Origin of the sequence: Aminithiophilus ramosus, assembly GCF_018069705.1 — a bacterium.
Taxonomy (GTDB): Bacteria; Synergistota; Synergistia; order Synergistales; family Aminithiophilaceae; genus Aminithiophilus; species Aminithiophilus ramosus.
Window position 1 is genome coordinate 1267886 of sequence record NZ_CP072943.1, and the last position, 22746, is coordinate 1290631.

Annotated in this window: 18 protein-coding genes; 11 read left to right on the forward strand and 7 right to left on the reverse strand. The window is 63.8% G+C overall.

The window, feature by feature from the left end; translation table 11 throughout:
* Nucleotides 1–47 precede the first annotated feature (47 nt).
* From KAR29_RS05755 to ppk1, 4 genes are read right to left on the reverse strand one after another with little or no spacing between them, the layout of a single operon-like run.
* Nucleotides 48–1625 (reverse strand): Ppx/GppA phosphatase family protein, encoded by a 1578-nt coding sequence (locus KAR29_RS05755; protein WP_274374660.1) that lies wholly within the window; start codon nucleotides 1623–1625, stop codon nucleotides 48–50.
* On the reverse strand, nucleotides 1610–3013 hold the full coding sequence (locus KAR29_RS05760; RefSeq protein WP_274374661.1) for a YfcE family phosphodiesterase: 1404 nt from the start codon (nucleotides 3011–3013) through the stop codon (nucleotides 1610–1612). Before KAR29_RS05760 ends, KAR29_RS05755 begins: the two co-directional genes overlap by 16 nt.
* Complete coding sequence (locus KAR29_RS05765) at nucleotides 2991–3971, reverse strand: CHAD domain-containing protein (protein ID WP_274374662.1); 981 nt, start codon at nucleotides 3969–3971, stop codon at nucleotides 2991–2993. The genes KAR29_RS05760 and KAR29_RS05765 overlap by 23 nt, the downstream gene beginning before the upstream one ends.
* Complete coding sequence (ppk1, locus tag KAR29_RS05770; RefSeq protein ID WP_274374663.1) at nucleotides 3968–6142, reverse strand: polyphosphate kinase 1; 2175 nt, start codon at nucleotides 6140–6142, stop codon at nucleotides 3968–3970. Before ppk1 ends, KAR29_RS05765 begins: the two co-directional genes overlap by 4 nt.
* A gap of 146 nt (nucleotides 6143–6288) precedes the next feature.
* Here ppk1 and KAR29_RS05775 point away from each other — a divergent pair, with 146 nt between their 5' ends.
* From KAR29_RS05775 to KAR29_RS05800, 6 genes are all read left to right on the forward strand, one after another.
* On the forward strand, nucleotides 6289–7068 hold the full coding sequence (locus KAR29_RS05775) for an HD domain-containing protein (RefSeq protein ID WP_274374664.1): 780 nt from the start codon (nucleotides 6289–6291) through the stop codon (nucleotides 7066–7068).
* Between the two features lie 14 nt (nucleotides 7069–7082).
* On the forward strand, nucleotides 7083–8381 hold the full coding sequence (locus tag KAR29_RS05780) for a hemolysin family protein (protein WP_274374665.1): 1299 nt from the start codon (nucleotides 7083–7085) through the stop codon (nucleotides 8379–8381).
* Nucleotides 8382–8505: 124 nt separating this feature from the next.
* Nucleotides 8506–8925 (forward strand): RrF2 family transcriptional regulator, encoded by a 420-nt coding sequence (locus KAR29_RS05785; RefSeq protein WP_274374666.1) that lies wholly within the window; start codon nucleotides 8506–8508, stop codon nucleotides 8923–8925.
* Nucleotides 8926–8927: 2 nt separating this feature from the next.
* On the forward strand, nucleotides 8928–9713 hold the full coding sequence (locus KAR29_RS05790; RefSeq protein ID WP_274374667.1) for an ATP-binding protein: 786 nt from the start codon (nucleotides 8928–8930) through the stop codon (nucleotides 9711–9713).
* 120 nt (nucleotides 9714–9833) lie between these two features.
* Nucleotides 9834–11480: a hydroxylamine reductase gene (hcp, locus tag KAR29_RS05795; protein WP_274374668.1), complete on the forward strand. Its 1647-nt coding sequence runs from the start codon at nucleotides 9834–9836 to the stop codon at nucleotides 11478–11480.
* A gap of 48 nt (nucleotides 11481–11528) precedes the next feature.
* Nucleotides 11529–11867: a cupin domain-containing protein gene (locus KAR29_RS05800; RefSeq protein WP_274374669.1), complete on the forward strand. Its 339-nt coding sequence runs from the start codon at nucleotides 11529–11531 to the stop codon at nucleotides 11865–11867.
* A gap of 99 nt (nucleotides 11868–11966) precedes the next feature.
* Here KAR29_RS05800 and KAR29_RS05805 read toward each other — a convergent pair whose 3' ends face one another.
* A complete protein-coding gene (locus tag KAR29_RS05805) occupies nucleotides 11967–13694 on the reverse strand; it encodes a dipeptidase (RefSeq protein WP_274374670.1) in 1728 nt (575 codons plus the stop codon).
* Between the two features lie 304 nt (nucleotides 13695–13998).
* Between KAR29_RS05805 and KAR29_RS05810 the strand changes: the two genes are divergently transcribed.
* Nucleotides 13999–14877, forward strand: a complete 879-nt coding sequence (locus tag KAR29_RS05810) for a DUF2156 domain-containing protein (protein WP_274374671.1) — start codon at nucleotides 13999–14001, stop codon at nucleotides 14875–14877.
* A 570-nt stretch (nucleotides 14878–15447) separates the two neighbouring features.
* Nucleotides 15448–16803 (forward strand): radical SAM protein, encoded by a 1356-nt coding sequence (locus KAR29_RS05815; RefSeq protein WP_274374672.1) that lies wholly within the window; start codon nucleotides 15448–15450, stop codon nucleotides 16801–16803.
* A gap of 515 nt (nucleotides 16804–17318) precedes the next feature.
* Here KAR29_RS05815 and KAR29_RS05820 read toward each other — a convergent pair.
* Complete coding sequence (locus KAR29_RS05820; protein ID WP_274374673.1) at nucleotides 17319–18626, reverse strand: glycine/betaine/sarcosine/D-proline family reductase selenoprotein B; 1308 nt, start codon at nucleotides 18624–18626, stop codon at nucleotides 17319–17321.
* A 14-nt stretch (nucleotides 18627–18640) separates the two neighbouring features.
* The gene (locus KAR29_RS05825) at nucleotides 18641–19915 is read right to left on the reverse strand and encodes a glycine/sarcosine/betaine reductase component B subunit (protein ID WP_274374674.1); all 1275 of its coding nucleotides are present in this window, start codon (nucleotides 19913–19915) and stop codon (nucleotides 18641–18643) included.
* A 131-nt stretch (nucleotides 19916–20046) separates the two neighbouring features.
* Here KAR29_RS05825 and KAR29_RS05830 point away from each other — a divergent pair, with 131 nt between their 5' ends.
* The 3 genes from KAR29_RS05830 to KAR29_RS05840 are packed head-to-tail and all read left to right on the forward strand — an operon-like array spanning nucleotide 20047 to nucleotide 22711.
* Nucleotides 20047–21261: a CdaR family transcriptional regulator gene (locus tag KAR29_RS05830; protein ID WP_274374675.1), complete on the forward strand. Its 1215-nt coding sequence runs from the start codon at nucleotides 20047–20049 to the stop codon at nucleotides 21259–21261.
* On the forward strand, nucleotides 21258–21914 hold the full coding sequence (locus tag KAR29_RS05835) for an ABC transporter ATP-binding protein (RefSeq protein WP_274374676.1): 657 nt from the start codon (nucleotides 21258–21260) through the stop codon (nucleotides 21912–21914). The genes KAR29_RS05830 and KAR29_RS05835 overlap by 4 nt, the downstream gene beginning before the upstream one ends.
* Nucleotides 21911–22711: an ABC transporter permease gene (locus KAR29_RS05840; protein WP_274374677.1), complete on the forward strand. Its 801-nt coding sequence runs from the start codon at nucleotides 21911–21913 to the stop codon at nucleotides 22709–22711. Before KAR29_RS05835 ends, KAR29_RS05840 begins: the two co-directional genes overlap by 4 nt.
* Nucleotides 22712–22746 lie beyond the last annotated feature (35 nt).

Here is a 22746-nt window from a genome sequence, read left to right on the forward strand (position 1 = left end):
TCAGGGGAAGTTGGCCTTGCAGACCAACCTTAGCATACTCCTTTCCCTCAGGCCACTTCGGAACCTTCGACCCCCTCGGCGATCTCCGCCTCGACGCGGAAGGGCAGTCCCAGGACGTCGGCGAAATCGTCGCGGTGGCCGTCGAGCTGAAGGATTTCGAGATCGCATTCCCGTCGGGTCCGAAGACGAAGGAGAAGGCTTTTCCCCCTCTCTTTCCTGAGTTCGATGGAGGTGACGGCCTTGGAATGGGAGCGGTCGAGGCTCTCGGCCAGCCGGAGGAAGAGGCTCAGGACGCGCACCGTCCGGCGCGCAGCCTTGTCGAGGCGGGCGAAGAGGGGATGCTTCCTGCCCGGCCCCTTCTTGCGGTGGAAGAAGGCCGCCGTGGCCATGGAGGCCAGCTCTCTCTCGTCGAAGCCCAGCAGTTCGGCGTTTTCGATGATGTAGGCCGTGTGGGCGTGGTGATTGCTGAAAGAGAGAAAGAGTCCCAGATCGTGCATGAGGGCCACATGGCCCAGGAGATCGCGTTCGGCCTCGCCGAAGGGATGAAGGCCCAGGTCACGGGTCCCGTCGAAGAGGGAAAGGGCCAGGAACTGGACGTGGCGGGCGTGAGGCTCGTCGAAGGAGCAGGCCCGGCAGAGCTGAAGGACGCTGCGCTCCCGCACCGAAAGCCCCCGGACCATCTCGGGCCGCGTCCGGTGGAGGTGATCGAGGAGAAGACCGTCCTGAAGCCCCCGAGGACTCGCCTCGAGAGGGGGCAGGGAGAGCGCCTCCATGAGGGTCTCGACGATGGCGGCCCCGGCGATGATGATGTCGGCCCTCTCGGGATTCATCCCCGGAAGGAGACGCCTCTCCCTCAGGTCGAGGGAACAGAGCCGCGCCCGGAGGACCTTCAGGTCGGCCAGAGAGAGATGGGGCGAGCCGGTGAGGCGGGAGGCGATTTCGGTCAAGTTGACGAGAGTCCCCGAGCTGCCGATGGTGCGATTGAAGCGGCGTCCCTCAAGGCGCTGGATCGTCCTCAACCCGGCGTTGCGCACGTACTGGGTCATGAGAGCGTAGCGTCCTTCGGGAACGGGCCCCTCCTCTTCGGGGCGGAAGAAGAGGTTGGAGAGGCGGATGGCCCCCACCTTGAGGGAATCGAGGTAGTCGTAGCTCTCCTGATCGCCGACGATGATTTCCGTGCTCCCGCCGCCGATGTCGACGAAAAAGACCTCCTTCTCCTCGATGAGGGCCCCTCCGGCGACGCCGAGGTAGATGAGGCGGGCCTCCTCCTTGCCCGAGACGACGCGGACGTCGAGCCCCCCCTCGGCGAGACGGGCCAGGAACTCGGAGCGGTTCTCGGCGTCGCGCGTCGCCGACGTGGCGACGGCGCTGACCTCGTCGGCACCGTAGGAGAGGGCCAGGTCGCGGAAGCGGCAGGCGATGACGAGGGCCCGATCCATGGCCTCCTCCTGGAGACGCCCCTCCTGAAAGGCCCCCTCGCCGAGGCGGGCGAAGGCCTTCTCCTTGCGCAGCACCGTGTAGGAGCCGTTGTCGTTGATGCGCACGACAAGGAGGCGGATGGAGTTGGTCCCCAGATCCATGAAGGCCGAAACGGTCCCGTCCCGGCCCATCAGACCCGCTCCCATCGGATCCGGAGCTCCTTTCCGAAGGCCTGACGGAAAGGATCGGCCCCTTTCTCCAGAGCCCGTTTGAGGTCCGGCCCCTCCTTCCGCCGCGAGAGGCAGGAAAGGACGACGCGGTCGTCCTTGACGGCAGCCGTCACGTCGTCGACGAGGCCGATGTGGCTGTAGTCGAGGCCGTCGGCGACGCGGAGCAGGGCGGAGAGGACGACGACCTTCCGTCTCTCGTCGGAACCGAGCAGGCACCAGGGAAAATGGCGTTCCCTGGGGAGGGACCTCCTGTGGTAGCGGGCCACGGAGCCGATGAGGCAGCGGTCGCGGCAGGAGAAGGGCAGAGCCCGCTCCTGGAGGATCATCGAGAGGGCCCGCGTGTGGTGTTTCTTTCCTCCCCGCGCCCAGCCGATGTCGTGGAGGAGGGCGGCGCACTGAAGGCGCAGGCGATCCCGCTCCCCCAGGCCGTGAAGCCCCCGGAGATCGTCGAAAAGACGCAGGGCCAGGCCCGTCACCTGCTTGAGATGGGCCATTTCGTGGGGTACGAGACGCGTCGCCGTCTCGAGGACGGCTTCGAGGGGATCGCGGCGGGCGTCGTCGGGAGCGGCGCAGGTCGACCGCAGCAGGCGCCACCCCTGACGGAGGAGCGTCTCTTGCCCCCGCTCGTCCCGACGGGCCTCCAGCTCGTCGAGGGAGCGTCCTTCGGCCAGGACGCGGCCCAGGCCTTCGGGGAGTCCGGCGCGGCGCAGGGCCGCGAGGCAGGCCGAAACGTCGTAGGCGACGCGGTGATGGGTCACGTAGACGCGACCGTCGACGATATCGAGAAGGGCGTAGGAGGCACGGGGGTCGCCCCCCTCGGGACGGCCCACGCTGCCGGGGTTGACGAACCAGGTGCCGCCCACCCTGCGGGCGAAGGGGCGGTGGGAATGACCGACGACGACGAGATCGGCTTTCGCCTCGGCGGCGATGACCGCAAGCCTCTCGTCGGGCGTGTCGGGCCCCAGGGGCTCCGAGGAGGAGAGGGGGCTGGCGTGGACGAGAAGGACCCGGAGTCCGGCGGCGTCGAAAGCCAGCTGGCGAGGAAGGGAGGCCAGGTAGGCCCGGTCGGCGTCGTCGAGGGCGTCGTGCGTCCAGATGAAATTACGGGCCTTGAGAGGGTTCTTTTTGCGGTACCAGGCCTCGGACTTGACGGGGGCCTTGAGGACCTTTTCGTCATAATTGCCCCGCACGGCCCTCTTTTCCAGGGGACGGAGGAGGGCCAGCACTTCATGGGGGAAAGGACCGTAGCCCGTGTCGTCGCCTCCGTTCCAGAGAGGTCCCCCCCGACGGGCCCGGGCATGGGCCAGAACGGCCTCCAAAGCCGGCAGATTGCCGTGGACGTCACTGATCAGGGTCACTCTCATGGCGTTCGACCTCCCCCTCTGTGCGATAAGCGCCGATCCGATCGGACCAGAATCCCCGCCCCTCCAGCTCCTCCCAACGGTCGAGAAAGGCCTCGTAGGTCCTCGTCCTGTCGGCGGCGACGGCCCTTTCGAGGGCTTCGAGGCCGGGAAGGAGGCGAGGGAAGAGACGGCCGTGGCCGTAGAAGGCCACCGTTCTCCGCCTTTCCTCGTCGATGAAATCGGGCAGGAAGGCGATCCAGACATCATCGTCGTGGATCCGTCCCAGAAGGGCCTGAAGGGACCGGGCCTCGTCGAGAAGGGGCTCCCCTCCCTCGCCCAGGTGAGGGAGGAAGATCTCGACGGCGTATCTGAGGCGTTTGGCGGCGATGCGCATGGAATGGAGTCCCTCGACATCCTCGGGGCAACGGGCCGAGCCGGAAAAGCTGAGCAGCCGGGCCAGAAGGGGGAAGAGGGCTTCCGCCACCCTGTCGCCCAGGTCGTCCTCCTTCGGGGCACCGCAGAGAAAATCGCGCTCCAGAAGGCCCCGGAAGGCCTCGGCCATGGCCGAGGGCGTCGGACCGTCGAAGAAGGCGTCGAGGGAGGAGACTATCGTCCGCTGGAGCCCTTCCCTTCTCTGTCGCAGCCTGAGGAGGAGCCGTTCCGGCCCGGGGCGGAGTCCCCTATCGCCGCAGTCGGCGATGAAGGTCTCGAGGTATTGGATCTGGACGTCGAGATCGCGACCATCGCCCAAGGCCCGTGCCATGCCGCCCACCTCGCGGCGCCAACGCCGCGTCTCCTTCCCCTCGAAAAGGGATTCGAAAAGCGACAGGGCGCTCCGGAGACGTCTCGAGGCGACGCGCATCCGGTGGAGGCACTCGGGATCCTCGCCCAGGCGGACGCCGCGAGACTCCTTCAACATCCGCTGAAGGCGCTCCAGAAGGGCCTGGCCGGCGAAAGCGCGGAGCGTCGGTCCCTTCACCGCTCTCCCCCCTCGTTCTGACGCCACGCGCCTCTGTGGGCGATCATCCAGGACTGGGAGTCGAAAGGGGCCTCGCCGGGAGAGGGAAGGATCCGTTCGTAGCTCCCGTCGGGCAGGAGGCGGCTCAACCCCTTCGTGTCGTCGAGGTGGGCGGCCATGACCGTCTCCATGATGGCCTTCCGCACCGAAGGCGACTCGACGGGGAAGAGAATTTCGACGCGGCGGTCCAGGTTGCGGGGCATGAGATCGGCGCTGCCCATGAAAAGCTCCTCGTCGCCGCCGTTGCGGAAGTAGTAGAGCCGGGCGTGCTCGAGGAAGCGCCCGACGAGGGAGGTGACGCGGATCGTCTCGCTCACCCCGGCGAGACCGGGCCGGAGACAGCAGATGCCCCGGACCTGAAGGTCGATGGGAACCCCGGCCCGTGAGGCCTCGTAGAGGGCCTCGATGCAGGCCCGGTCGACGAGCTGGTTCATCTTCATGACGATGCGCCCCCCTCCCTGGAGGCGGTGCTGCTCGGCCTCGCGGGCGATGCGGCTCACGAGGGCCTCGCGCATGTTCCCCGGAGCGACGAGGAGGCGGCGGTACTCCTTCTTGCGGGAATAACCCGTCAGGGCGTTGAAGAGATCGGCCACATCGGCCGCCAGCTCCTCCCGGACGGAGAGGAGGGCGAAGTCGCTGTAGAGCGTCGTCGTCACGTGGTTGTAATTGCCCGTGCCGAGATGGACGTAGGAGCGCAGCCCCTCCTCCTCTCTCCTGATGATGAGGCACATCTTGGCGTGGGTCTTGAGTCCCACGAGGCCGTAGACGACGTGAACGCCCGCCTGCTCCAGGGCTCTGGCCCAGGAGATGTTGTGCTCCTCGTCGAAACGGGCCTTGAGCTCCACCAGAGCCGTCACCTGCTTGCCCATGGTGCGGGCCTCCATGAGGGCCTCGACGAGGGGAGAGCCGGGACCGACGCGGTAGAGGGTCATCTTGATGGCCAGCACGTCGGGATCTTTCGCCGCCCGGCGGATGAGATCGACGACGGGGACGAAGCTGTCGTAGGGATGGTAGAGCAGAATGTCCCCCTCGGCGACGGCCCCGAAAGGATCGTCTCCGCAGAGGGATCGGGCCGGAAGGGGAAGGAAGGGCTCGTCCTTGAGGTCGGGCCTCTCGAGGCGGGCCAGGCGGCTCAGGGAGGCCAGATCGAGATGGTCGGGCGCCCGGTAGATCTGAAATGGCGTCAGCTCCAGGCGGGAGAGGAGAAACTGCAACTCCGCCTCGGGCATGGCCGGCGTGACCTCGAGGCGCACCGAAGGGCCGAAGCGGCGCTGCTCCAGGCCGACCTGGACGGCCGTCAGCAGGTCCGAGCCCTCGTCCTCCTGAAGTTCCATGTCGGCGTTGCGCGTGACCCGGAAGGGATAGGCCCCCTCGATGCGGTGGCCGGGAAAGAGGCTCTGGAGATTGGCCGCCACGATATCCTCGAGCCAGACGAAATCGCCCCGGGCACGTCCCCTCTCGGCCAGGGCCGGCGAGGCCTCGCCCCGGCCGAAGGGGATGGGAAGAAGGCGAGAAATGACGCGGGGAATCTTGAGGCGGACGTAGCGCTTCCCCACGGCCGAATCGTCGAGGACGACGAGGAGGTTGACGCTCAGATTGGAGATGAGGGGGAAGGGACGTCCCGGATCGACGGCCTGAGGCGTCAGGATGGGGAAGATCTCCCGGCGGAAATACCCCTCCAGGAGGCGACGGGCTCCCTCGTCGACATCGGCGTATTCGAGGAGCCGCACCTTCCGGCCGGCCAGGCCCGGAAGAAGGACCTCCCGCCAGCAGCCGTAGGCCCTGTCGAGAAGGGGGACGAGTCGCTGACGCAGAAGGGCCAGCTGACGGACGGGCGTCATGCCGTCGGGAGGCAGGACGAGGGCCCCCATCTCGACCTGGCGGTGCAGGCCCGAAACGCGGATCATGAAAAATTCGTCGAGATTGGCGAAGAAAATGGAGAGGAACTTGACTCTCTCCAAAAGGGGAGTCTCCTCCCTGAGGGCCTCGTCGAGGACTCGGGAGTTGAAGGCGAGCCAACTCAGCTCGCGGTTGAAGAAGAGCGCCCTGTCTCGGAAAAGGGCCTTTTCGACGCCCTTTTCGGGGGATAAGGGCTCTTTCCCCTTGCTTTCCCCCTCAAAGATTTTAGCCATGACCTGGAGAACCTCCCTCCGAGCTCGCAAAAAGCGACTCCGACGCCGTCTAAAACTATCATATTCGACGTTACGGAAAAGTTACAGTTCCGATCGTCCTTGATCCGTCCTCCCTCGTGCTATGATCCCTTCGGAGGTGTATCGCCATGATAGGAAAAGGTTCCACTAAAAAGGGCGACTTTCGGGACTGGTTCGTCTCCTTCGTCGGCTCCTACGAAGAAGAGGGACGACTTCATCCCCTGCTGGAGCTGAAACGGGATCACAGCCTCCGCGTCGCCGCCCTGGCCCGGCAGATCGCCGGAGAGATCGGAACCGACGTCGAGGAGGCCGAGGCCGTGGGGCTCCTCCACGACGCGGGACGCTTCCCCCAGTACCGCGACTACGGGACCTTCTACGACGCCCTCTCCGTCGATCACGGATGTCTGGGCCGGACCGTCATCGAAGGGGCTCTGGACAGGGGAGAGCTCGCCCTCGACGGCAAGCTGCGCCTTCCCCTATTGACGGCCGTCGAACACCACAACGCCCTGGCCCTGCCCGAGGGCCTCGACGGAACGGCCCTCGTCCTCGCCTCCCTGGTCCGCGACGCCGACAAGGTCGACATCTTCTCCGTCGTCCGCCACTGGTTCGAGGCCGGACGGGCCGGAGAACTCCTCCCCCGTCTGGAGCCGGAAGGGAACCTCTCTCCGGGGCTGCTGGAGGAGTGGGACCGAGAGGGACGCCTGACCCACCGCCATATCCGGACCCTCTCCGACTTCCTCGTCCTCCAGCTCTCCTGGATCGACGACGTCAACTACGCCCCCGCCCTGGCCCTGCTCGTGGAGCGGGGCAATCTGGACTGGATCGCCGCCCGATTGCCCGACGAGGGACGGACCGTCGCCCTCGGGACCGTCGAGCGGGCCCGATCGCGTATCGCCGGGACCTTCTGAGAGGGGCGGCGACCATGCCTCAGGGCGCTCTTTTCAGCCTCCTCGTCCTCTTCCTCCTGCTGTTCATCCTCTCGGCCTTTTTCGCCGCCGCCGAGACGGCCTACTCGGGCATCAACAAGATCAGGATGAAGCGCTTCGTCGAAGAGGGGCGTCCCGGCTCCCCGAGGGCCCTGGAGCTGACGCGCGACTTCAACCGCACCCTTTCGACGGTCCTCATCGGCGGCAACATCGTCGACATCGTCATGACGGCCCTGGCCACGGCCATCCTGACCTCTCTCTTCGGGGCCATGGGCGCCGTCTACTCGACGGTCCTCATGACGATCCTCATCATCCTCTTCGGCGAAATCCTCCCCAAGGCCTTCGTCAAGGACCGCTCCGAGGAGTTCGCCCTCTCGGCGGCGACCCCCCTGGGCTGGCTCGTCACCCTCTTCCGCCCCTTCACCTGGTTCACCCTCGAACTCTCGCGCCTCATCCGGCGCTGGACTCCGGGACCGTCCGACAACCTCCCCAGCGTCACCCACGACGAACTCCTCTCCATCGTCGACTCCATGAACGGCGAGGGCGTCCTCCCCAGAGCCGAGAGGGAGCTCATCGAAAACGCCATCAACTTCAACGAGCTGGAGGTCTGGGAGATCCAGACGCCCCGCGTCGACCTCTTCGCCCTCAACGTCCGGGAGCCCCTCGAGAACGTCCGCAACCTCCTCGTCAAGAACCACTACTCCCGCGTCCCCGTCTACGAGGGGACGGTGGACAACATCGTCGGCTTCCTCAACGAAAAGGACTTCCTTTCCCGCTGGGGCCAGGGAGAGGCCTTCGAGCTCAAAGCCATCCTCACCCGCCCCCTCCTCATCGCCGGCAGCGCCAGCCTCATGGACGCCTTCCGCATCCTCCAGAAATCGCGGAGCCACATGGCCGTCGTCCTCGACGAGTACGGCGGAACGTCGGGCATCATCACCATGGAGGACATCCTCGAAGAACTCGTGGGCGACATCTACGACGAACACGACGACATCAAGGAGTACTTCACCCAGGTCGAGGAAAATGTCTTCCTCGTCAACGCCGAGGCCTACCTGGAGGAGCTTTTCGTCAAATTCCTCCATCGCCCCTGCCCCGAAAGCGAATCGAGCACCTTCGGCGGCTGGCTCCTGGAGCAGTTCACCATCCTCCCCGAGGCGGGCGCCTCCGTCCGCTGGGAGGACCTCACCTTCCAGATCGTCAAGGTTGCCGGCCAGAGGATCCAGAAGATCCGCATCATCAGAGAAAGACGGAACGACGGGGGGGAAGAGGCCGGGAGCCCGTCGGAGACGCGCTGACAGGAGGACGACAGGATCGCCCCGAAAGAGACTCAGCGGGGCGGGATCTCCCGATCCCGAGGGTTGACAGGGGATGTCAAATTAGGTATTATGGTTCCGAAATACGTAATAAGGAGGCAAGCCCATGAGTTCCGTCATCGCTTTTTCCGAGGCCGCCTCTCTGGCCCTTCACAGCATGGCCGTCATCGCCCGCGAGAAGGAACTCCCCGTCTCCCTGACGCGCATCACGACGTCGACGGGCGTCTCGTCGACGCACCTGGCCAAGGTTCTCCAACGCCTCGTCAAGGCCGGGCTGCTCCTTTCCACCAGGGGCCCCAAGGGAGGCTTCGAGACCGCCCGCCCCCTCGAGGCCATATCGCTCCTCGATATCTACGAGGCCATCGAGGGACCGATGGAGGTCCGTTCCTGCCTCTTTTCCTCCGGGAGCTGCCCTTTCGGATTCGACAGGTGCCTCTTCGGAAACCTCCTGGACGAGACGAACCGGACCTTCCGCGACTACCTGGCTGCCACGACCCTGGACCGACTGACGAGAGAAGGAGCATGACCATGGAGAAAAGAAAAGAGCAGCGCAAAATCATCGTCATCGACGAGAAGAAGTGCGACGGCTGCGGCCTCTGCGCGACGGCCTGCCACGAGGGGGCCATCGCCGTCATCGACGGCAAGGCCCGGCTGGTGAGCGAGTCCTACTGCGACGGCCTGGGCGACTGCATCGGCGAGTGTCCTCAGGGGGCCATCTCTTTCGAGACCCGCGAGGCGGAAAGCTACGACGAGGAGGCCGTCAGACGCCGCGCCGCCCGCGATCCCCTGCCCTGCGGCTGTCCCGGAACGGCCACCCGGACCCTGGGATGCCCCGGAACGGCCTCCCGCGAACTCGAAAGGGCTCAGGCGGAGGCGACGGGATCGCTGCCCTCCGGTTCTTCGGCCGCCGCCCGACCTTCGAGGCTGCACAACTGGCCCACGCAGCTCAGGCTCGTCCCCCTGAGCGCCCCTTACCTGAAGGGAGCCGACGTCGTTCTGGCCTCGGACTGCTCCCCCTTCGCCTTCGCCTCCTTTCACGAGACCTTTCTCGGCGAGGGAAAAGTCCTTCTCAATGCCTGCCCCAAGCTGGACGACAGCGAGGCCTACCGGGTCAAACTGGCTCAGATGATCGAGACGGCCGGTCTCGCGTCGATCCACGTCGTCCGCATGGAAGTTCCCTGTTGCGGCGGCCTGGCCCGTCTCGTCGAGGCGGCCGTCTCCGAGGCCCGGCGGCCCCTAAAAGTCCGGGTGACGACCCTCTCCGTCGAGGGCGAAATTCTCTCCGACGAGACGGTCCGCCATCACTTCTCCTGAAAGGTCGTGATGCTATAATTACAGATAACTCTTTTTTCAAAAAATAAAACCCTTGGGAACAGGTCGCCGGGGGGCGACCTGTCGGGAGGAACTTCTGTGAAGAGGGAAGGGGATGAAAGAATGTTTTGTTATCAGTGCGAACAGACGGCAAGGGGTACGGGGTGCACCGCTTTCGGCGTCTGCGGCAAGAGTCCCGAGGTGGCCGACCTCCAGGACCTTCTGATCTACGCCGCCAAGGGCATCTCCATGTACGCCCATCGGGCCCGCCTGCTGGGCTCGCGGGATCGGGAAATCGACCTTTTCGTCGTCGAAGCCCTCTTCACGACCGTCACCAACGTCAATTTCGACGAAGACCGCCTCGTCTCCCTCCTCGCCCGGGCCGAGACCGTCCGAAACCGGGCCCGCGATCTCTACGAAGCGGCCTGCCGCGAGGCGGGCCAAGAGGCGGAGGCTCTCGGCGGACCGGCCTCCTTCGCCTTCGCCGCCGCCAAGGAAGCCCTGATCGACCAGGGCGGAAAAGTCACGCCCGAGAGGGGGGCCGAAAGACACGGTGACGTCGTCCAGGGCCTTCACGACCTTGTCCTTCTCAGTCTCAAGGGAAGCGCCGCCTACGCCGACCACGCCCAGGTCCTGGGGCAGGAGGACGACGCCGTCTACGCCTTCTTCCACGAGTTCCTCGACTTCCTGAGCCGCGACGCGCTGTCCGTCGACGACCTCGTCGGCAAGGCCCTCGAGGCGGGCAAGTGGAACATCCGCGTCATGGAGCTTCTCGACGCCGCCAACACGGGAACCTACGGCCATCCCGTCCCCACGCCCGTCCGCGTGACGCCCCTGGCCGGCAAGGCCATCCTCGTCTCGGGCCACGACCTGAAGGACCTGGAGCTTATCCTCAAACAGACCGAGGGCAAGGGAATCAACATCTACACCCACGGAGAGATGCTCCCCTGCCACGGCTACCCTGAACTGAAAAAATACGGCCACCTCGCCGGCAATTACGGCGGAGCCTGGCAGGATCAGCGCGAGGAGTTCGACGCCTTCCCCGGCGCCATCGTGATGACGACGAACTGCATCCAGAAGCCGAAGGATTCCTACAAGGATCGGATCTTCACGACGGGCCTCGTGGCCTGGCCCGGCGTGACCCACATCGGCCCCGACAAGGACTTCTCGCCCGCCGTCGAGGCCGCCCTGGCCGCCCCGGGCTTCGAGAAGGACGAGCCGGAGAAGACGATTCTCGTCGGCTTCGGCCGCAACGCCGTCCTCGGCGCAGCCGACAAGGTCGTCGAGCTCGTCAGGGCCGGCAAGATCCGCCACTTCTTCCTCATCGGCGGCTGCGACGGGGCCAAGAGCGGCCGCAACTACTACACCGACTTCGCCAGGGCCGTCCCCGAGGACTGCGTCATCCTCACCCTGGCCTGCGGCAAGTACCGCTTCAACAAGCTCGATTTCGGCGACATCGAGGGCATTCCCCGCCTTCTCGACGTGGGGCAGTGCAACGACGCCTTTTCGGCCGTCAAGATCGCCATGGCCCTGGCCGACGTCTTCGAGACCGACGTCAACGGCCTGCCCCTTTCGCTCATCCTCTCCTGGTACGAGCAGAAGGCCGTCTGCATTCTCCTTTCCCTCCTCTATCTCGGCGTGAAGGACATCCGCCTCGGTCCCAGTCTGCCCGCCTTCGTCAAGGCCCCCGTCTTCGAGGTCCTTCAGGAGAAGTTCAACCTTCAGCCCATCGGCTCCGTCGAGGACGATCTCAGGGCCATTCTGGGCTGACGGCGGACCGACGCGAGGCGCACCGAACCGGAAGGGAGTGAGACGGCGATGGAAACCGCCTCAGGAAAAGGAACCCTCAAAGGCTATGTCCTCGATCTCGCCGCCATCGCGACGATCCAGCCCCATGCCATCGTGAGCCGCATCCTCCTCGAAGGCGAGCGGGGCAACGTCACCCTTTTCGCCTTCGACGAGGGGGAACGCCTGAGCGAGCACAGCGCCCCCTTCGACGTCCTCGTCCAGATCCTCGACGGGAAGATGGAGGTCCGTCTGAAGGACGTCGTCCACGTCCTCTCGGGGGGCGAGGCCCTCGTCATGCCCGCCGCCATCCCCCACGCCCTGAAGGCGCTGAAGGCGACGAAGATGATCCTCACCATGATCCGCTCCTGAAAAAAACGGCACAGAGCACGAGGAGCGGGGCACCTGACCCCGATCCTCGTGCTCTTCACGTCCTGCGAAAAAGGGGGAACCCTCGCCGGGGTGCGGCACTCAGCGCCTCTCGTACGTCGTGGGACCCGTCGGCCACGAGGTGGTCGAAAGCCAGTCCCGAGGGTAGCCCAGAGGCTGCCCCATCTTCCCCTCCTCGTTGAGGAGGCCGTCGTTGTACTTGACGATGAGGTGATCGGCCAGACCCCACCAGCGGGCCAGGGTATCGGCCGTGTTCCGCCGGGCCAGCTCCGTCAGGTAGGCCCGGGCCTTGGCGGCGTCGACGGCCAGGAGGGCCAGGGCCCGCCGCTCGGCCACGGCCAGATCCTGAAGGAACCCCTTCTCCAGCTCCTCTCGGAGCTCGACGATCTCGGCGTGCATGTAGCTGTACTTCAGGCCGGCGTAGTTGGAGAGGAAATTGAAGGCCCACCAGGCGCTCTCCCGGGAAAACCGGGCCGTGTCGACGACCTCGACGGACTCAGGCAGGCCCGTGAGCCCCGCGTGGTAGGGGATGAAAACCGTATCGGAAGGTTTGTCGAGACCGAGCCACAGGAGACCGCCCACCTCGTCGGGGAGCCAGGACCGGGCCTGGGCGACGAAGGCGTAGCCGCAGTAGGTGACGGAAAGAGGCCGCTCCCAGGCCCCGTCCAGCCTGCGGCTGGGGTCGCCCACGTCGCCCGCCCCGTCGTAGGGCCCGTAGAAACGGTCGGGATAGCCGAAGGGACCGGCGGCGACGCCCCGAGTGAGGTCGAACTCCGTTCCCTCGTAGTGGTCGCGGTGAAGGGCCATGACGTCGCGGACGTCGAGCTTCGCGTCGGGGCGGACCGAGAAGGGATAGGCCGCGGTGAAACCGTCCTCGACCCAGGGGGAGAACCCCTTCGAGGGGGCGATGAGGGAGAAGACGCGCCAGACGCGGCGGAGCGAGTAGTAGGGGTGATTGTATTCGCCGAGGCTGACCGTGCGGAGCCAGTCGAGGGGGCCCTCCTCGGGATTCCACCAGCCATGGCGGCGGGCCACCTCGTGAAGGTTCTTGGAGAACATCACGTCGGGATCGTCGGGATCGATCTGGCGGATCCGGAACTGGTTGGCGGCGACGAAGACCTCGCCGTCGGGGACTTTCTTCGCCACCCAGAGCCCCCCCTCGCCGTCGGGCGAGGGAGCCATCTCCATGACCCATCCCTCTTCCCTGTCGGCCACGGGAAGGGTCTCGCCCGTGCCGTAGAGGCCGTAGCGCTCGATGAGATCGCCCATGAGGGCGATGGCCTCTCGGGCCGTCCGGCACCGCTCCAGGGCGATCCGGGAGAGCTCGGAGGAGTAGAGGATCCTCCTGCCCGGCTCGGGACCGGGCGTCACCTTCGAGCCGTCGGTGCACTCGCCGAACAGAAGCTGGTGTTCGTTCATGATGCCGTAGTTGCCGTCGAAATAGGCGTAGGTGTGAGGCACCTGGGGGATCTGTCCCAGAGGGATGGAGGGCTCTCCCTCTCCGCCATAGGCCGGGGCACGTTCGGGGGCGACCATGCGCCTGTGGCCGTAGCTGTTGTACTCGGGAAAATCGCCCATGGCCACGGCTGAGCAGTAGACGGGCCTCATCGAACCCGGGGCATGGTCTTGGGCCGGGACGTAGACGATCCGCTGATCGGACAGATCGTTGTCGTCGGAGTGAGAGACCATGACGGAGCCGTCTTTCGAGGCCCCTCGGGTGACGATGATCGTCGTACAGGCCTCGGCCAGTCCCGGACCGAGAACCCAGAAAAAGAGCAACAGGACAGCAGGGAACCCTTTTCTCCTCATCACAAAACCCCCTTCAGGCTGAGAACTTCAGGTTCATTATAGTCCTCGGCGCGGCAAGGGTGAGGGGCTCGTGCCGTCAGGGGCCGGAATGCCCGGCAGGGCGGGCTCCATCGATTCGAAGACGGTCGGAAGGGCCCTGTCGCTCCAGATTCGGGGCAGCGGTCCCGACTTTCCGGGCAGTCCGAGAAGGACCGATGGCCGTCCCTCTTTTTCTGCCACAAAGGGCGGCCGAGCCATCCGGACACAAGAGGCCGTCGCGACGAGGATGACGAGGATAAAGAAAACCCGAGAAGGAGGAAGACCGATGACGATCGCATTCCGCCCCCTGACCCTCGAAGACGGACCGGCCCTGAGGGCGGCCCTGGACCTCTGTCCTCAGAAGGCCTCCGACTACACCTTCGTCAACCTCTGGGCCTGGAACGGCCAGAGGCGCTACGACGTCGCCTTCGACGGCGATCTGGCCTGGCTCCGCGCCACCTCTCCGAAAGAGGAGCTCTGGGCACCCCTGGGAGATTGGGAAAAAGCCGACTGGGAGACGCTCCTGAGGCAGAGCTTTCATCGGGGAGCCCTCTTCCGGCGCGTGCCTGAAAAGCTGGCACGCCTCCTCGCCCGGCGCCTGGGACCGTCTGTCTCCATCGAAGAGGAGCGGGACCAGTGGGAGTACCTCTACCTCGTCGACGAGCTCATCGCCCTCGAGGGAAACCGCTTCCACAAGAAGAAGAATCTGGTGAACCAGTTTCTCAAAAGCTACGACTGGCGCTACGTCTCCCTGTCGGCCGACGACGGTCCGATGATCGTCGACCTTCAGCAGGCATGGTGCCGCCGGCGGAACTGCGACGAGACGGAGGGCCTGAAGGAGGAAAACGAGGCCATCGCCCGCGTCCTGCGCGACTGGAGGACCTTCCCGGACCTGATGGGCGGCGCCCTCGTCGTGAACGAGACCCTGGTGGCCTACACCGTCGCCGAAGCCCTCGACGACACCGTCGTCATCCACTTCGAGAAGGGCCTTTCCGACTACAAGGGGGTCTATCAGGCCATCAACAGAATCTTCCTGGAACGCCTTGCCTCCTTCCGCTACGTCAACCGCGAACAGGACCTGGGAGAGGAGGGGCTCAGGAAGGCCAAGATGTCCTACAATCCCGTCGATTTTCTCCGCAAATACGCCGTCGCCTGGCGAACCTGACGGAAAAGAGCCCGCCATCGCCGCATGATCCGTCGCGCCCGCGTCATCTGTCGCAGACGGCCCGGTCCATGATCTCCGTCGTCAGGGACCTCCAGGCCCTGACGAGCTCCCTGCGGAGAACGAACGCCTTTTCCCGCAAGAGACCGGGGGCCCCGGGGAACGGGAAGCGCCGTCTCAGGAAGGGCGGGATCGAAGCCTTCCGTCCCTCTTGCCGGCTGTGACCTTTTGCACATTTGATCGCCCATTTGTTGTATGATAGGCGTGACCTCCCCGATGGCGAGGCCGGAGAACTTTCCTCGACGACTCGAGTGCGCTCCCTACCGTCCCTCCTTCAGGTTCCGAGCAGCCCCCTTCGACACCACTCCCGCAAAGAGAGTTCTCCCACAAGACCGGACGGCCCGAGGACAGGGGCTCTCCCGAAAAGCTTCCGCCGAGGAGGCTCCGTTTGGCTGCCTGTATATGAATTGTTTTTATATAAATAATTCAACGTGTCAAAAGGACACTGCCATTCCTGTTTTCATTTCAACCGGTCCGATCGAGGAAATACAGGCTCTTGCAGGAGGACATGCCATGTCAAACATGAAACGATCCATCAAAACAAAATTAATCAACGAAGGGTTGAGATATATCGAAAAAGACCCCATGGAAAACATCGCGAAATGGATCAAATGGGCTAAAAAAATCATCACGTCAAAAGAACATGCAAAATATTTAGAAATATTCAAAGAAAGCATAGAAAACCCCTACAGCAATTGGCATCAACTGACAAAAAGATTCTTCGAAGAACTATCCATGAATACAAAAAATAAATTCTTGGCAAACTACATCATAAACTCAGGCATAATAGGAATACCCACGAAAAACAAACTTCAGGAAAAATATGATTGCAACATCCCATGGGCCATATTGATTGATCCGACTTCTGCGTGCAATCTAAAATGCATCGGCTGTTGGGCTGCAGAATATGGAAAAACAGATTTCCTAAGCCTTGAAACTCTTGACCGAGTCATTCAAGAGGGCAAAGAACTAGGCATCTATATGTATATATACTCTGGCGGAGAACCACTTATGCGAAAAGATGACCTGATCGACCTTGCCAAAAAGCATGATGACTGTGCTTTCCTGGCATTCACAAACGCCACGCTTGTGGATGAAAATTTTTCCAAAAATTTAGGCCAACTCGGAAATTTCGGATTGGCCATAAGCATCGAAGGAACCGAGCAAGAAACCGACGCCAGAAGAGGAATAGGCGTTTATAAAAAAGCAATAAAAGCAATGGATTTACTAAAAAAGGAAGGAGTTATATTTGGATTCTCCACTTGTTACCACAAACATAATACCTGCTCAGTCGGATCAGAAAGTTACATAGACTATATGGTTGAAAAAGGATGTATGTTTGGATGGTATTTCACCTATATACCCATAGGAAAAACAGCATCGCTTGATTTATTGGCTACACCGGAACAAAGAGAGTACATGTTCCATCAAGTAAGAAATTTTAGGAAAAATAAACCAATATTTTTGTTAGATTTTTGGAATGACGGAGATTATGTCGATGGCTGCATAGCGGGCGGAAAAAACTACTTGCACATCAACGCCAGAGGTGACGTCGAGCCATGTGCGTTCATCCACTACTCAAATATCAATATAAATCATACAACTTTACTGGAGGCTCTTCATTCTCCTCTATTCAAGCAATACCGAGAGCATCAGCCCTTCAATGAGAACCATCTGAGGCCTTGTCCTCTCTTGGATAACCCAGAAAAACTCGTCCATATGGTCCATCAGGCCAACGCCAGATCGACACAGCCCATCGATGAGGAATCCGTTGAAGCATTGACCTCTAAAACCGAAAGCGCTGCTAAAAAATGGGCTCCTGTAGCAACCAAACTCTGGGAAAACATTAAAGCCAATAGAAATTACTAGGGTTCACCTGCTTCATGCCAGGCAAAGGCAACACTAGGCAACGAAGTTTATATAGTAAATGAGTTTACAGAGAAGAAGGCCTTTCAGCCGACCCTCCTCGGATTACGCTCGGCAGACCCCCGTCGACAAAGGCCTCGGACAAGGCGACAGCAACGTCCTACCGGCACCGTCGCGAGGGGAAACTCGACGATCGAGCCGACGGGAAGGGAGAGCCGACAGGGGACAGGGAGGCAAGATGCCCCTCCTCCCTGTCGCATCGGAAGAGGAGGCGCATCGAGGGAGATTCGACAGGTCTTCGAGAAGGCCTTTCCGAAGACGGTCCGGCACCTGCTTGCGACGCGCCAACCGCAAGGCTCGACCGTCCCGCAAGTTCATCGGCCTTCCCCGCCGGAGGACGTTGCCCGGCCGATCCCGAGGGGGCCCCGCCGTGATCGGCTCCGCCCCACCGCTCATCGCGACAAAAAGGAGAGGTTCCCGCCGAGGGGGCCTCCCCTTTTTGTCGCCGGATGCGGACGTCACCTGTCGAAGACGGTCTGATCGACGATTTCCGTCGTCAGGGCCCGGAGGGCCCTTTCGACGAGCTCCCTGCGGAGGGCGAACTCCTCCTGCGGCGAGAGGTCGGGGTTCCCCAGGGGGTGGGGAATGGCCACGCCGGGAACGATGCGGTTGGCTCCCACCGTGAGGGAGATGGGAACGATGGTGGCGATGTGGACGACGGGAATGCGGGCACGTTCGATCTCTTTGACCATCGCTGCGCCGCAGCGGGTGCAGGTCCCTCAGGTGGAGGTGAGGATGACGGCGTCGACGCCGTCCGATCGGAGCCGTTCGGCGATCTCGGCTCCGAAGCGGGTGCAGTTTTTCACCGGCGTTCCCGTGCCCACCGTGGAAAAGTAGTAGCCGTAGAGGCGGCCGAAGGCCCCTTCCCTCTCGAGGGCCCTCAGGACATCGAGGGGGACGACGCGGTCCGGGTCGTCGTTGACGAAGGTCCTGTCGTAGCCGCCGTGGACCGATTCGAACTCTCTCGCCGTCAGATCCTCGAGGGACTCCAGGGAATAGCGGCCGAAGCGGGAGGCCGAAGAGACTTCGATCCGGTCCGGATTGCCCATGGGAACGACGCCGCCCGAGTTGACGAGGGCCACGGTGGCCTTCGTCAGATCCTTCAGAGCCGGGGCGGGGGGAACGCGGTCGAAAAAAGGCATTTCGAACTCGGTCCGGAAGGGCTCGCCGCGGAACTTGGCCAGGGCCATGTCGACGGCGCGGGCCGCCCCGTTCTTGGAGAAGAAGAAGTTCTTCCGCCTTCCCCGCGAAAGATAGCCCTCCTCCTCGGCCGTCCCCTTCAGCCCCCCGCCGAGAAGCCTGAGGGAGAGACCGCAGAGGGCTTCCAAAGCCCTTTTCATCCCCCGGGCGCTATCGGCGACGGGGACGATGAAGATATCGCGGCCGTAGATTTCGACGGCGGGATTTTCCGCATAGAAGCCGGTAAGAGCCGGAAGGCCGAGTTCCTCCGTGACGGCCTGGCAGACTTCGCCGCAGGCCATGCCGTAGCGGCCGGCGTTGAAGGCCGGACCGGCGATGACGAGATCGGGACGGAGGGCGACGATCCGCTCCAGGACGTCGGCGCGGGTCCTTTCGAGATTTTCTGCGAAGTGGTTGTCGCCGCACCAGACGGTGGCGACGATGGAGGCCTCGTCGCCGAAAAGCGCCTGAAGCTGAAGGCCGGGCCCCAGGGCTCCTTCGACGGTCGTCGCCTTCAGATCGGCCGACGCCTCACCGCCCTGACCTGCAAAAAACTGGTTCAGATAGTGGACAACGCGCTTGGACATGACCCTTCCCCCCCTCAGACCCAGCGGGCGCCGATGGCGCTGAAACCCAATTCGTTGGTGGAGCCGATGATGGCCTGAATCTCCGTCTCGATGGAGCCGTCGGGCCTGAGACTCGCTCCGTTGCCGCCGGAAAGAGTGGCGATCGACTCGGGCCACCCCAGGACGCGATCCATGGGGGGCACGACGACGACGGCGTTGACGTTGCCGGCCGAGACGACGGCCGTCGCCTCGACGGCGGCATCGGCCAGCCCCTGGCTGGCGCCGTCGGCGCCGGCGGCCTCGTCGGTGATGAGGACCGTCCGGATGCCTCGCTTTTCGAGCTTGGCGCAGTTCATGACCAGGTCCGTGTCGGGGTTGCCGTACCCCTCTTCGGTGACGAGGGCCACTTCGGCTCCGATCAGGGCGGCCAGCTTGGCCGTGTAGCTCGACGAGCGTTTCTTGTCGGCGAGGACGACGTTCTCGTTGGTGACGATGACGCCGAGGAAGTCGAGATCGACGCCGTGACGGCTGTAGAGTTCGGCGATGACGGGGTTGTTGAGATGGTGATAAGTCGTGTTCTTGTCGCAGGCCGAGACGCAGTTGCCCGAGGCGATGGCGCCGTCGAGAACCTCGTTGGGGTGAATCAGCGTGGGAAGGATTTTTTTGACGTCGACGCCGTAGAGATAGGTGTCGTGGAGGAGTCCCTGAGACTGAAGCATGTAGACGTAGACGAAGCGGGGAAGGCCGGAACGGCCTTCCGAGAGGGGCGGCAGCTCGTAGCTCTCGACGCGATCGACGGGCGCTCCGACGCAGGCGCGGGCAAGATAGTGGGCCAGCCTCAGCCCGGCCAGGCGGAGGGCGCCCTCGTAGGCATGCTTTTCCAGCCCCTCCTGGGGTTCGGCGACGAGGACGATGTTCTGAGTCCTCGAGAAGGGCGTGTAGGCGGCACCGGGACCGCACATGTCGATAAACCCCTCCTGGAAGCCGACGACGGGGGCGCAGGTGACGACGGCGGCTCCTTCGAGGACAAGCGTCGCTCCCTCTCCGACGGTCTCCACGTCGCCGATGAAACCCGGAAAGACCTCGCCGCCCCCCGAGATCTTGCAGCGGGGTTCGATGACGTCCTTGACGGGGATGATGCGGACCCTTTCGCCGGGCCTGGCCACCTCCAGCTTCGTCCGGATCAGGGGAAGCCCCTCGAGGACTTCGAGGGCCTCCGTGGCGTCGACGGTGAGACACCCGCCTTCCAGTTTCGTCTTCGAACCGAGACGGACTTCCCCGACGGCAGCCCGATGCAGTTCCAGTTTCATCTACCCCACCTCCCCGCCTCTCCACGAAAGAGAGGGCTTTATCTTCCCTTCTCAGGATAGAACGGAGACTGAAGGCGCGCATTGTTTTATCGCACAATAAATGCTACGATTTTCTCGGCATTTTTGTCTTCATGCCCAAAGGAGCGAGGCCCATGCAGGCCGACCTGGCCCAGAAGGTGGCCGACGTGGCCATGGCGACCATCGGTCACCACGTGATCATCACCGACGATCGGGCCCTCGTCATCGGGTCCAGTCTGCCCGACCGGAGAGGCGACCTTCACAGCCCCTCCCTGAAGGCCATGGCCTCCCGGTCGGAGGTCGTCACGACTCCCGACGAGGCCCTGGGACTGGATAGGGTTCGGCCTGGCGTGACCCTTCCCATCGAACTGGCAGGAGAAATCGTCGGATCCGTCGCCATCGCGGGAGAACCCGACGAGGTGGTCCGCTTCAGCCAGCTCGTCCGGCGCGAGGCCGAAGTCTTCCTCAAGGAACGCATGCTCCTCGAGGCCGAACTCCTTCGCGACGGAGCGCGCCAGCACCTCATACAGGAGATCTACGCCTTCGCCGGAGGCGAGATGGATCGGGAGTTTCTCCTGGCCCGGGGAAGGGAGATCGCCATCGATCTCGCCCTTCCCCGGCTCTGCCTCGTCATCGACGTCACGCCCCTCGGTCCCGACAGGAAAAACGCCGAGGGCTCGGAACGAAGGCGCCTGGCAGGGGAGATCGAGGCCCTTTTCAAAAGGGCCCAGGATCTGACGGCCATCTTGGGAAGCGACAAATTCATCGTCCTTCCCGTCCTGTCGGGAAAAGAGCGTCAGACCTTCGTCGACGCCGTCGCCGAAGGCTGCCGTCACCTCCAGGAGAGTTTCCGGCGCCGGGGCAGGGAGGCCTCCTTCGGCATCGGTCCCGTCGCCGACGACCTCGACGCCCTCTCCCTCTCTCTGCGCAGAGCCTGGAGGGCCCTCGTCCTGGGCCGGAGGATTGAAGGGAAACCAGGCGTCTTCTTCTACGAGGATTTCCTTCTCGACGACCTCCTCGCCGGAGCCGACCGCCGTCTCGCCCGGACCTTCATCGCCCGATCGCTGGGCGACCTGAGAGACGCCGACGACTTCGACGACCTGAAGACGACGCTCCGGGCCTGGATGGGCGACCCCTTCCATCCGGGGCAGGTGGCCCGATCGCTGGGCATTCACCGCAACACCCTGACCTACCGCCTGGACAAGATAGGCCGTATGACGGGACAGGATCTGAGAGACTTCCGCAGCCTCTTCTCCCTCGAACTGGCCCTGAGGCTGGCCGACTGTCCGACCCTGGCCGAAAGGGAAAGGGGGGAGATGCGGACATGATCCTCCTCGAATTCGACCTTCCTCTTCCTCGGACCAAGGGACAAGGTCCCTCTGTGGCGGCCCGTCTTCCCTCCCGTTCCGTGCTGGAAGTCAAGGGTCCCTCTGGGGTGGGCAAGTCGACGCTCCTGCGTCTCATCGCCCGCCTGACGCCCCGCCCGGGAGGAACGCTCCGCTTCCGCGGAACCGACGCCTCGGCTCTTGCGGCCCCGATCTGGAGGCGGGAAGTCCAATATCTCCATCAGCAGCCCGTTCTCATCGCCGGAACCGTCGAGGAGAACCTGCTCCTTCCCTGGACCCTGGCCGCCTACGGCCAGAAGCCCCGGCCCGACAGAGGGACTCTCGTCGACACGCTCGGGACGCTGGACCTCGACGCGAAACTCCTCGAACGGGACGGGCGCCTCCTCTCGGGAGGCGAGAAAAGCCGCGTCGCCCTTGCCCGGAGCTTTCTCGCCGACCCGACTCTCCTCCTGCTCGACGAGCCGACGGCCTCCCTCGACGAGGATAACCGCCGCCTTCTCCTCCTCGCTCTCCGCGACTGGCTCGACGGGGCCGACAGGGGCCTCGTTCTCGTCTCGCACCGCGATGACGGGGCCTTTTTCGACCAGGGCATGACCCTCGACATGACAGCCCTCCGGGAGGTTTTTCTTCCATGAGTGGCGCGCCGATCATCGGCAACGGCCAGCTCCTTCTCTCCCTGGCCCTCCTTGTTCTGCCGGGAGCCGTCTCGGCCCTTCTCGGACTGGGGCTGCTCCGGTCCCTCCTCTGGGGAGCCCTCCGGACTTTTCTTCAACTTTCCCTCATCGGTTACGTCCTGGGCTTTCTTTTCACCCTCGAAAGCCCCCTCGTCGTCGTCGCCGTCGTCACGGCCATGACGGCCATCGCCACGGAGGCGGCGATGGCACGAACCCCCTCGGCCAAACCCTTCCCCTACCTGATCTCCTTCGGCTCCCTCTGGGCCAGCACCTTTCTGGCCGGAACGCTCGTCCTCTTCGCCGTCATCGCCGCCGACCCCTGGTACAGCCCCAGAGTGGCCATTCCCATCTTCGGCATGATCCTCGGCAACGCCATGACGGGCATCTCCCTCGCCCTGGAACGCCTCTTCTCCTCCGTCCGAGAGGGCTGCGATTCCGTCGAGGCCCTTCTGGCCCTGGGAGCGACGCCCTGGGAATCGGTCAGGGACCGGGTGCGCCAGGCCATCGGAGCCGGCATGACGCCGACGATTCATTCCCTCATGGTCGTCGGACTCGTCAGCCTGCCGGGAATGATGACGGGCCAGATTCTGGGAGGCGCCGACCCCCTTCAGGCCGTCCGCTACCAGATCGTCGTCATGTACATGATCTCGGCCGCCGTCGCCGTCGGGTGCCTCCTTCTGACCCTTTCGGGCTACAGGAGGCTCTTCACCGACGACGGAGCCCTCAAGGCCCACCTGAGAGAGAGCGCGAGGCCCTGACTCTCTCGGCAGCGCTTCCCTCTGAGAACCGACTC

Bases quoted from the DNA above. Each gene is read 5' to 3' on its own strand.
- KAR29_RS05790 (WP_274374667.1), top strand. From the start codon at position 8,928: ATGGAGAAAAGAAAAGAGCAGCGCAAAATCATCGTCATCGACGAGAAG.
- ppk1 (WP_274374663.1), bottom strand. From the start codon at position 6,142: ATGGCTAAAATCTTTGAGGGGGAAAGCAAGGGGAAAGAGCCCTTATCC.
- KAR29_RS05805 (WP_274374670.1), bottom strand. From the start codon at position 13,694: ATGAGGAGAAAAGGGTTCCCTGCTGTCCTGTTGCTCTTTTTCTGGGTT.
- KAR29_RS05815 (WP_274374672.1), top strand. From the start codon at position 15,448: ATGTCAAACATGAAACGATCCATCAAAACAAAATTAATCAACGAAGGG.
- KAR29_RS05755 (WP_274374660.1), bottom strand. From the start codon at position 1,625: ATGGGAGCGGGTCTGATGGGCCGGGACGGGACCGTTTCGGCCTTCATG.
- KAR29_RS05825 (WP_274374674.1), bottom strand. From the start codon at position 19,915: ATGAAACTGGAACTGCATCGGGCTGCCGTCGGGGAAGTCCGTCTCGGT.
- KAR29_RS05785 (WP_274374666.1), top strand. From the start codon at position 8,506: ATGAGTTCCGTCATCGCTTTTTCCGAGGCCGCCTCTCTGGCCCTTCAC.
- KAR29_RS05760 (WP_274374661.1), bottom strand. From the start codon at position 3,013: ATGAGAGTGACCCTGATCAGTGACGTCCACGGCAATCTGCCGGCTTTG.
- KAR29_RS05800 (WP_274374669.1), top strand. From the start codon at position 11,529: ATGGAAACCGCCTCAGGAAAAGGAACCCTCAAAGGCTATGTCCTCGAT.
- KAR29_RS05835 (WP_274374676.1), top strand. From the start codon at position 21,258: ATGATCCTCCTCGAATTCGACCTTCCTCTTCCTCGGACCAAGGGACAA.
- KAR29_RS05775 (WP_274374664.1), top strand. From the start codon at position 6,289: ATGATAGGAAAAGGTTCCACTAAAAAGGGCGACTTTCGGGACTGGTTC.
- hcp (WP_274374668.1), top strand. From the start codon at position 9,834: ATGTTTTGTTATCAGTGCGAACAGACGGCAAGGGGTACGGGGTGCACC.
- KAR29_RS05780 (WP_274374665.1), top strand. From the start codon at position 7,083: ATGCCTCAGGGCGCTCTTTTCAGCCTCCTCGTCCTCTTCCTCCTGCTG.
- KAR29_RS05830 (WP_274374675.1), top strand. From the start codon at position 20,047: ATGCCCAAAGGAGCGAGGCCCATGCAGGCCGACCTGGCCCAGAAGGTG.
- KAR29_RS05810 (WP_274374671.1), top strand. From the start codon at position 13,999: ATGACGATCGCATTCCGCCCCCTGACCCTCGAAGACGGACCGGCCCTG.
- KAR29_RS05840 (WP_274374677.1), top strand. From the start codon at position 21,911: ATGAGTGGCGCGCCGATCATCGGCAACGGCCAGCTCCTTCTCTCCCTG.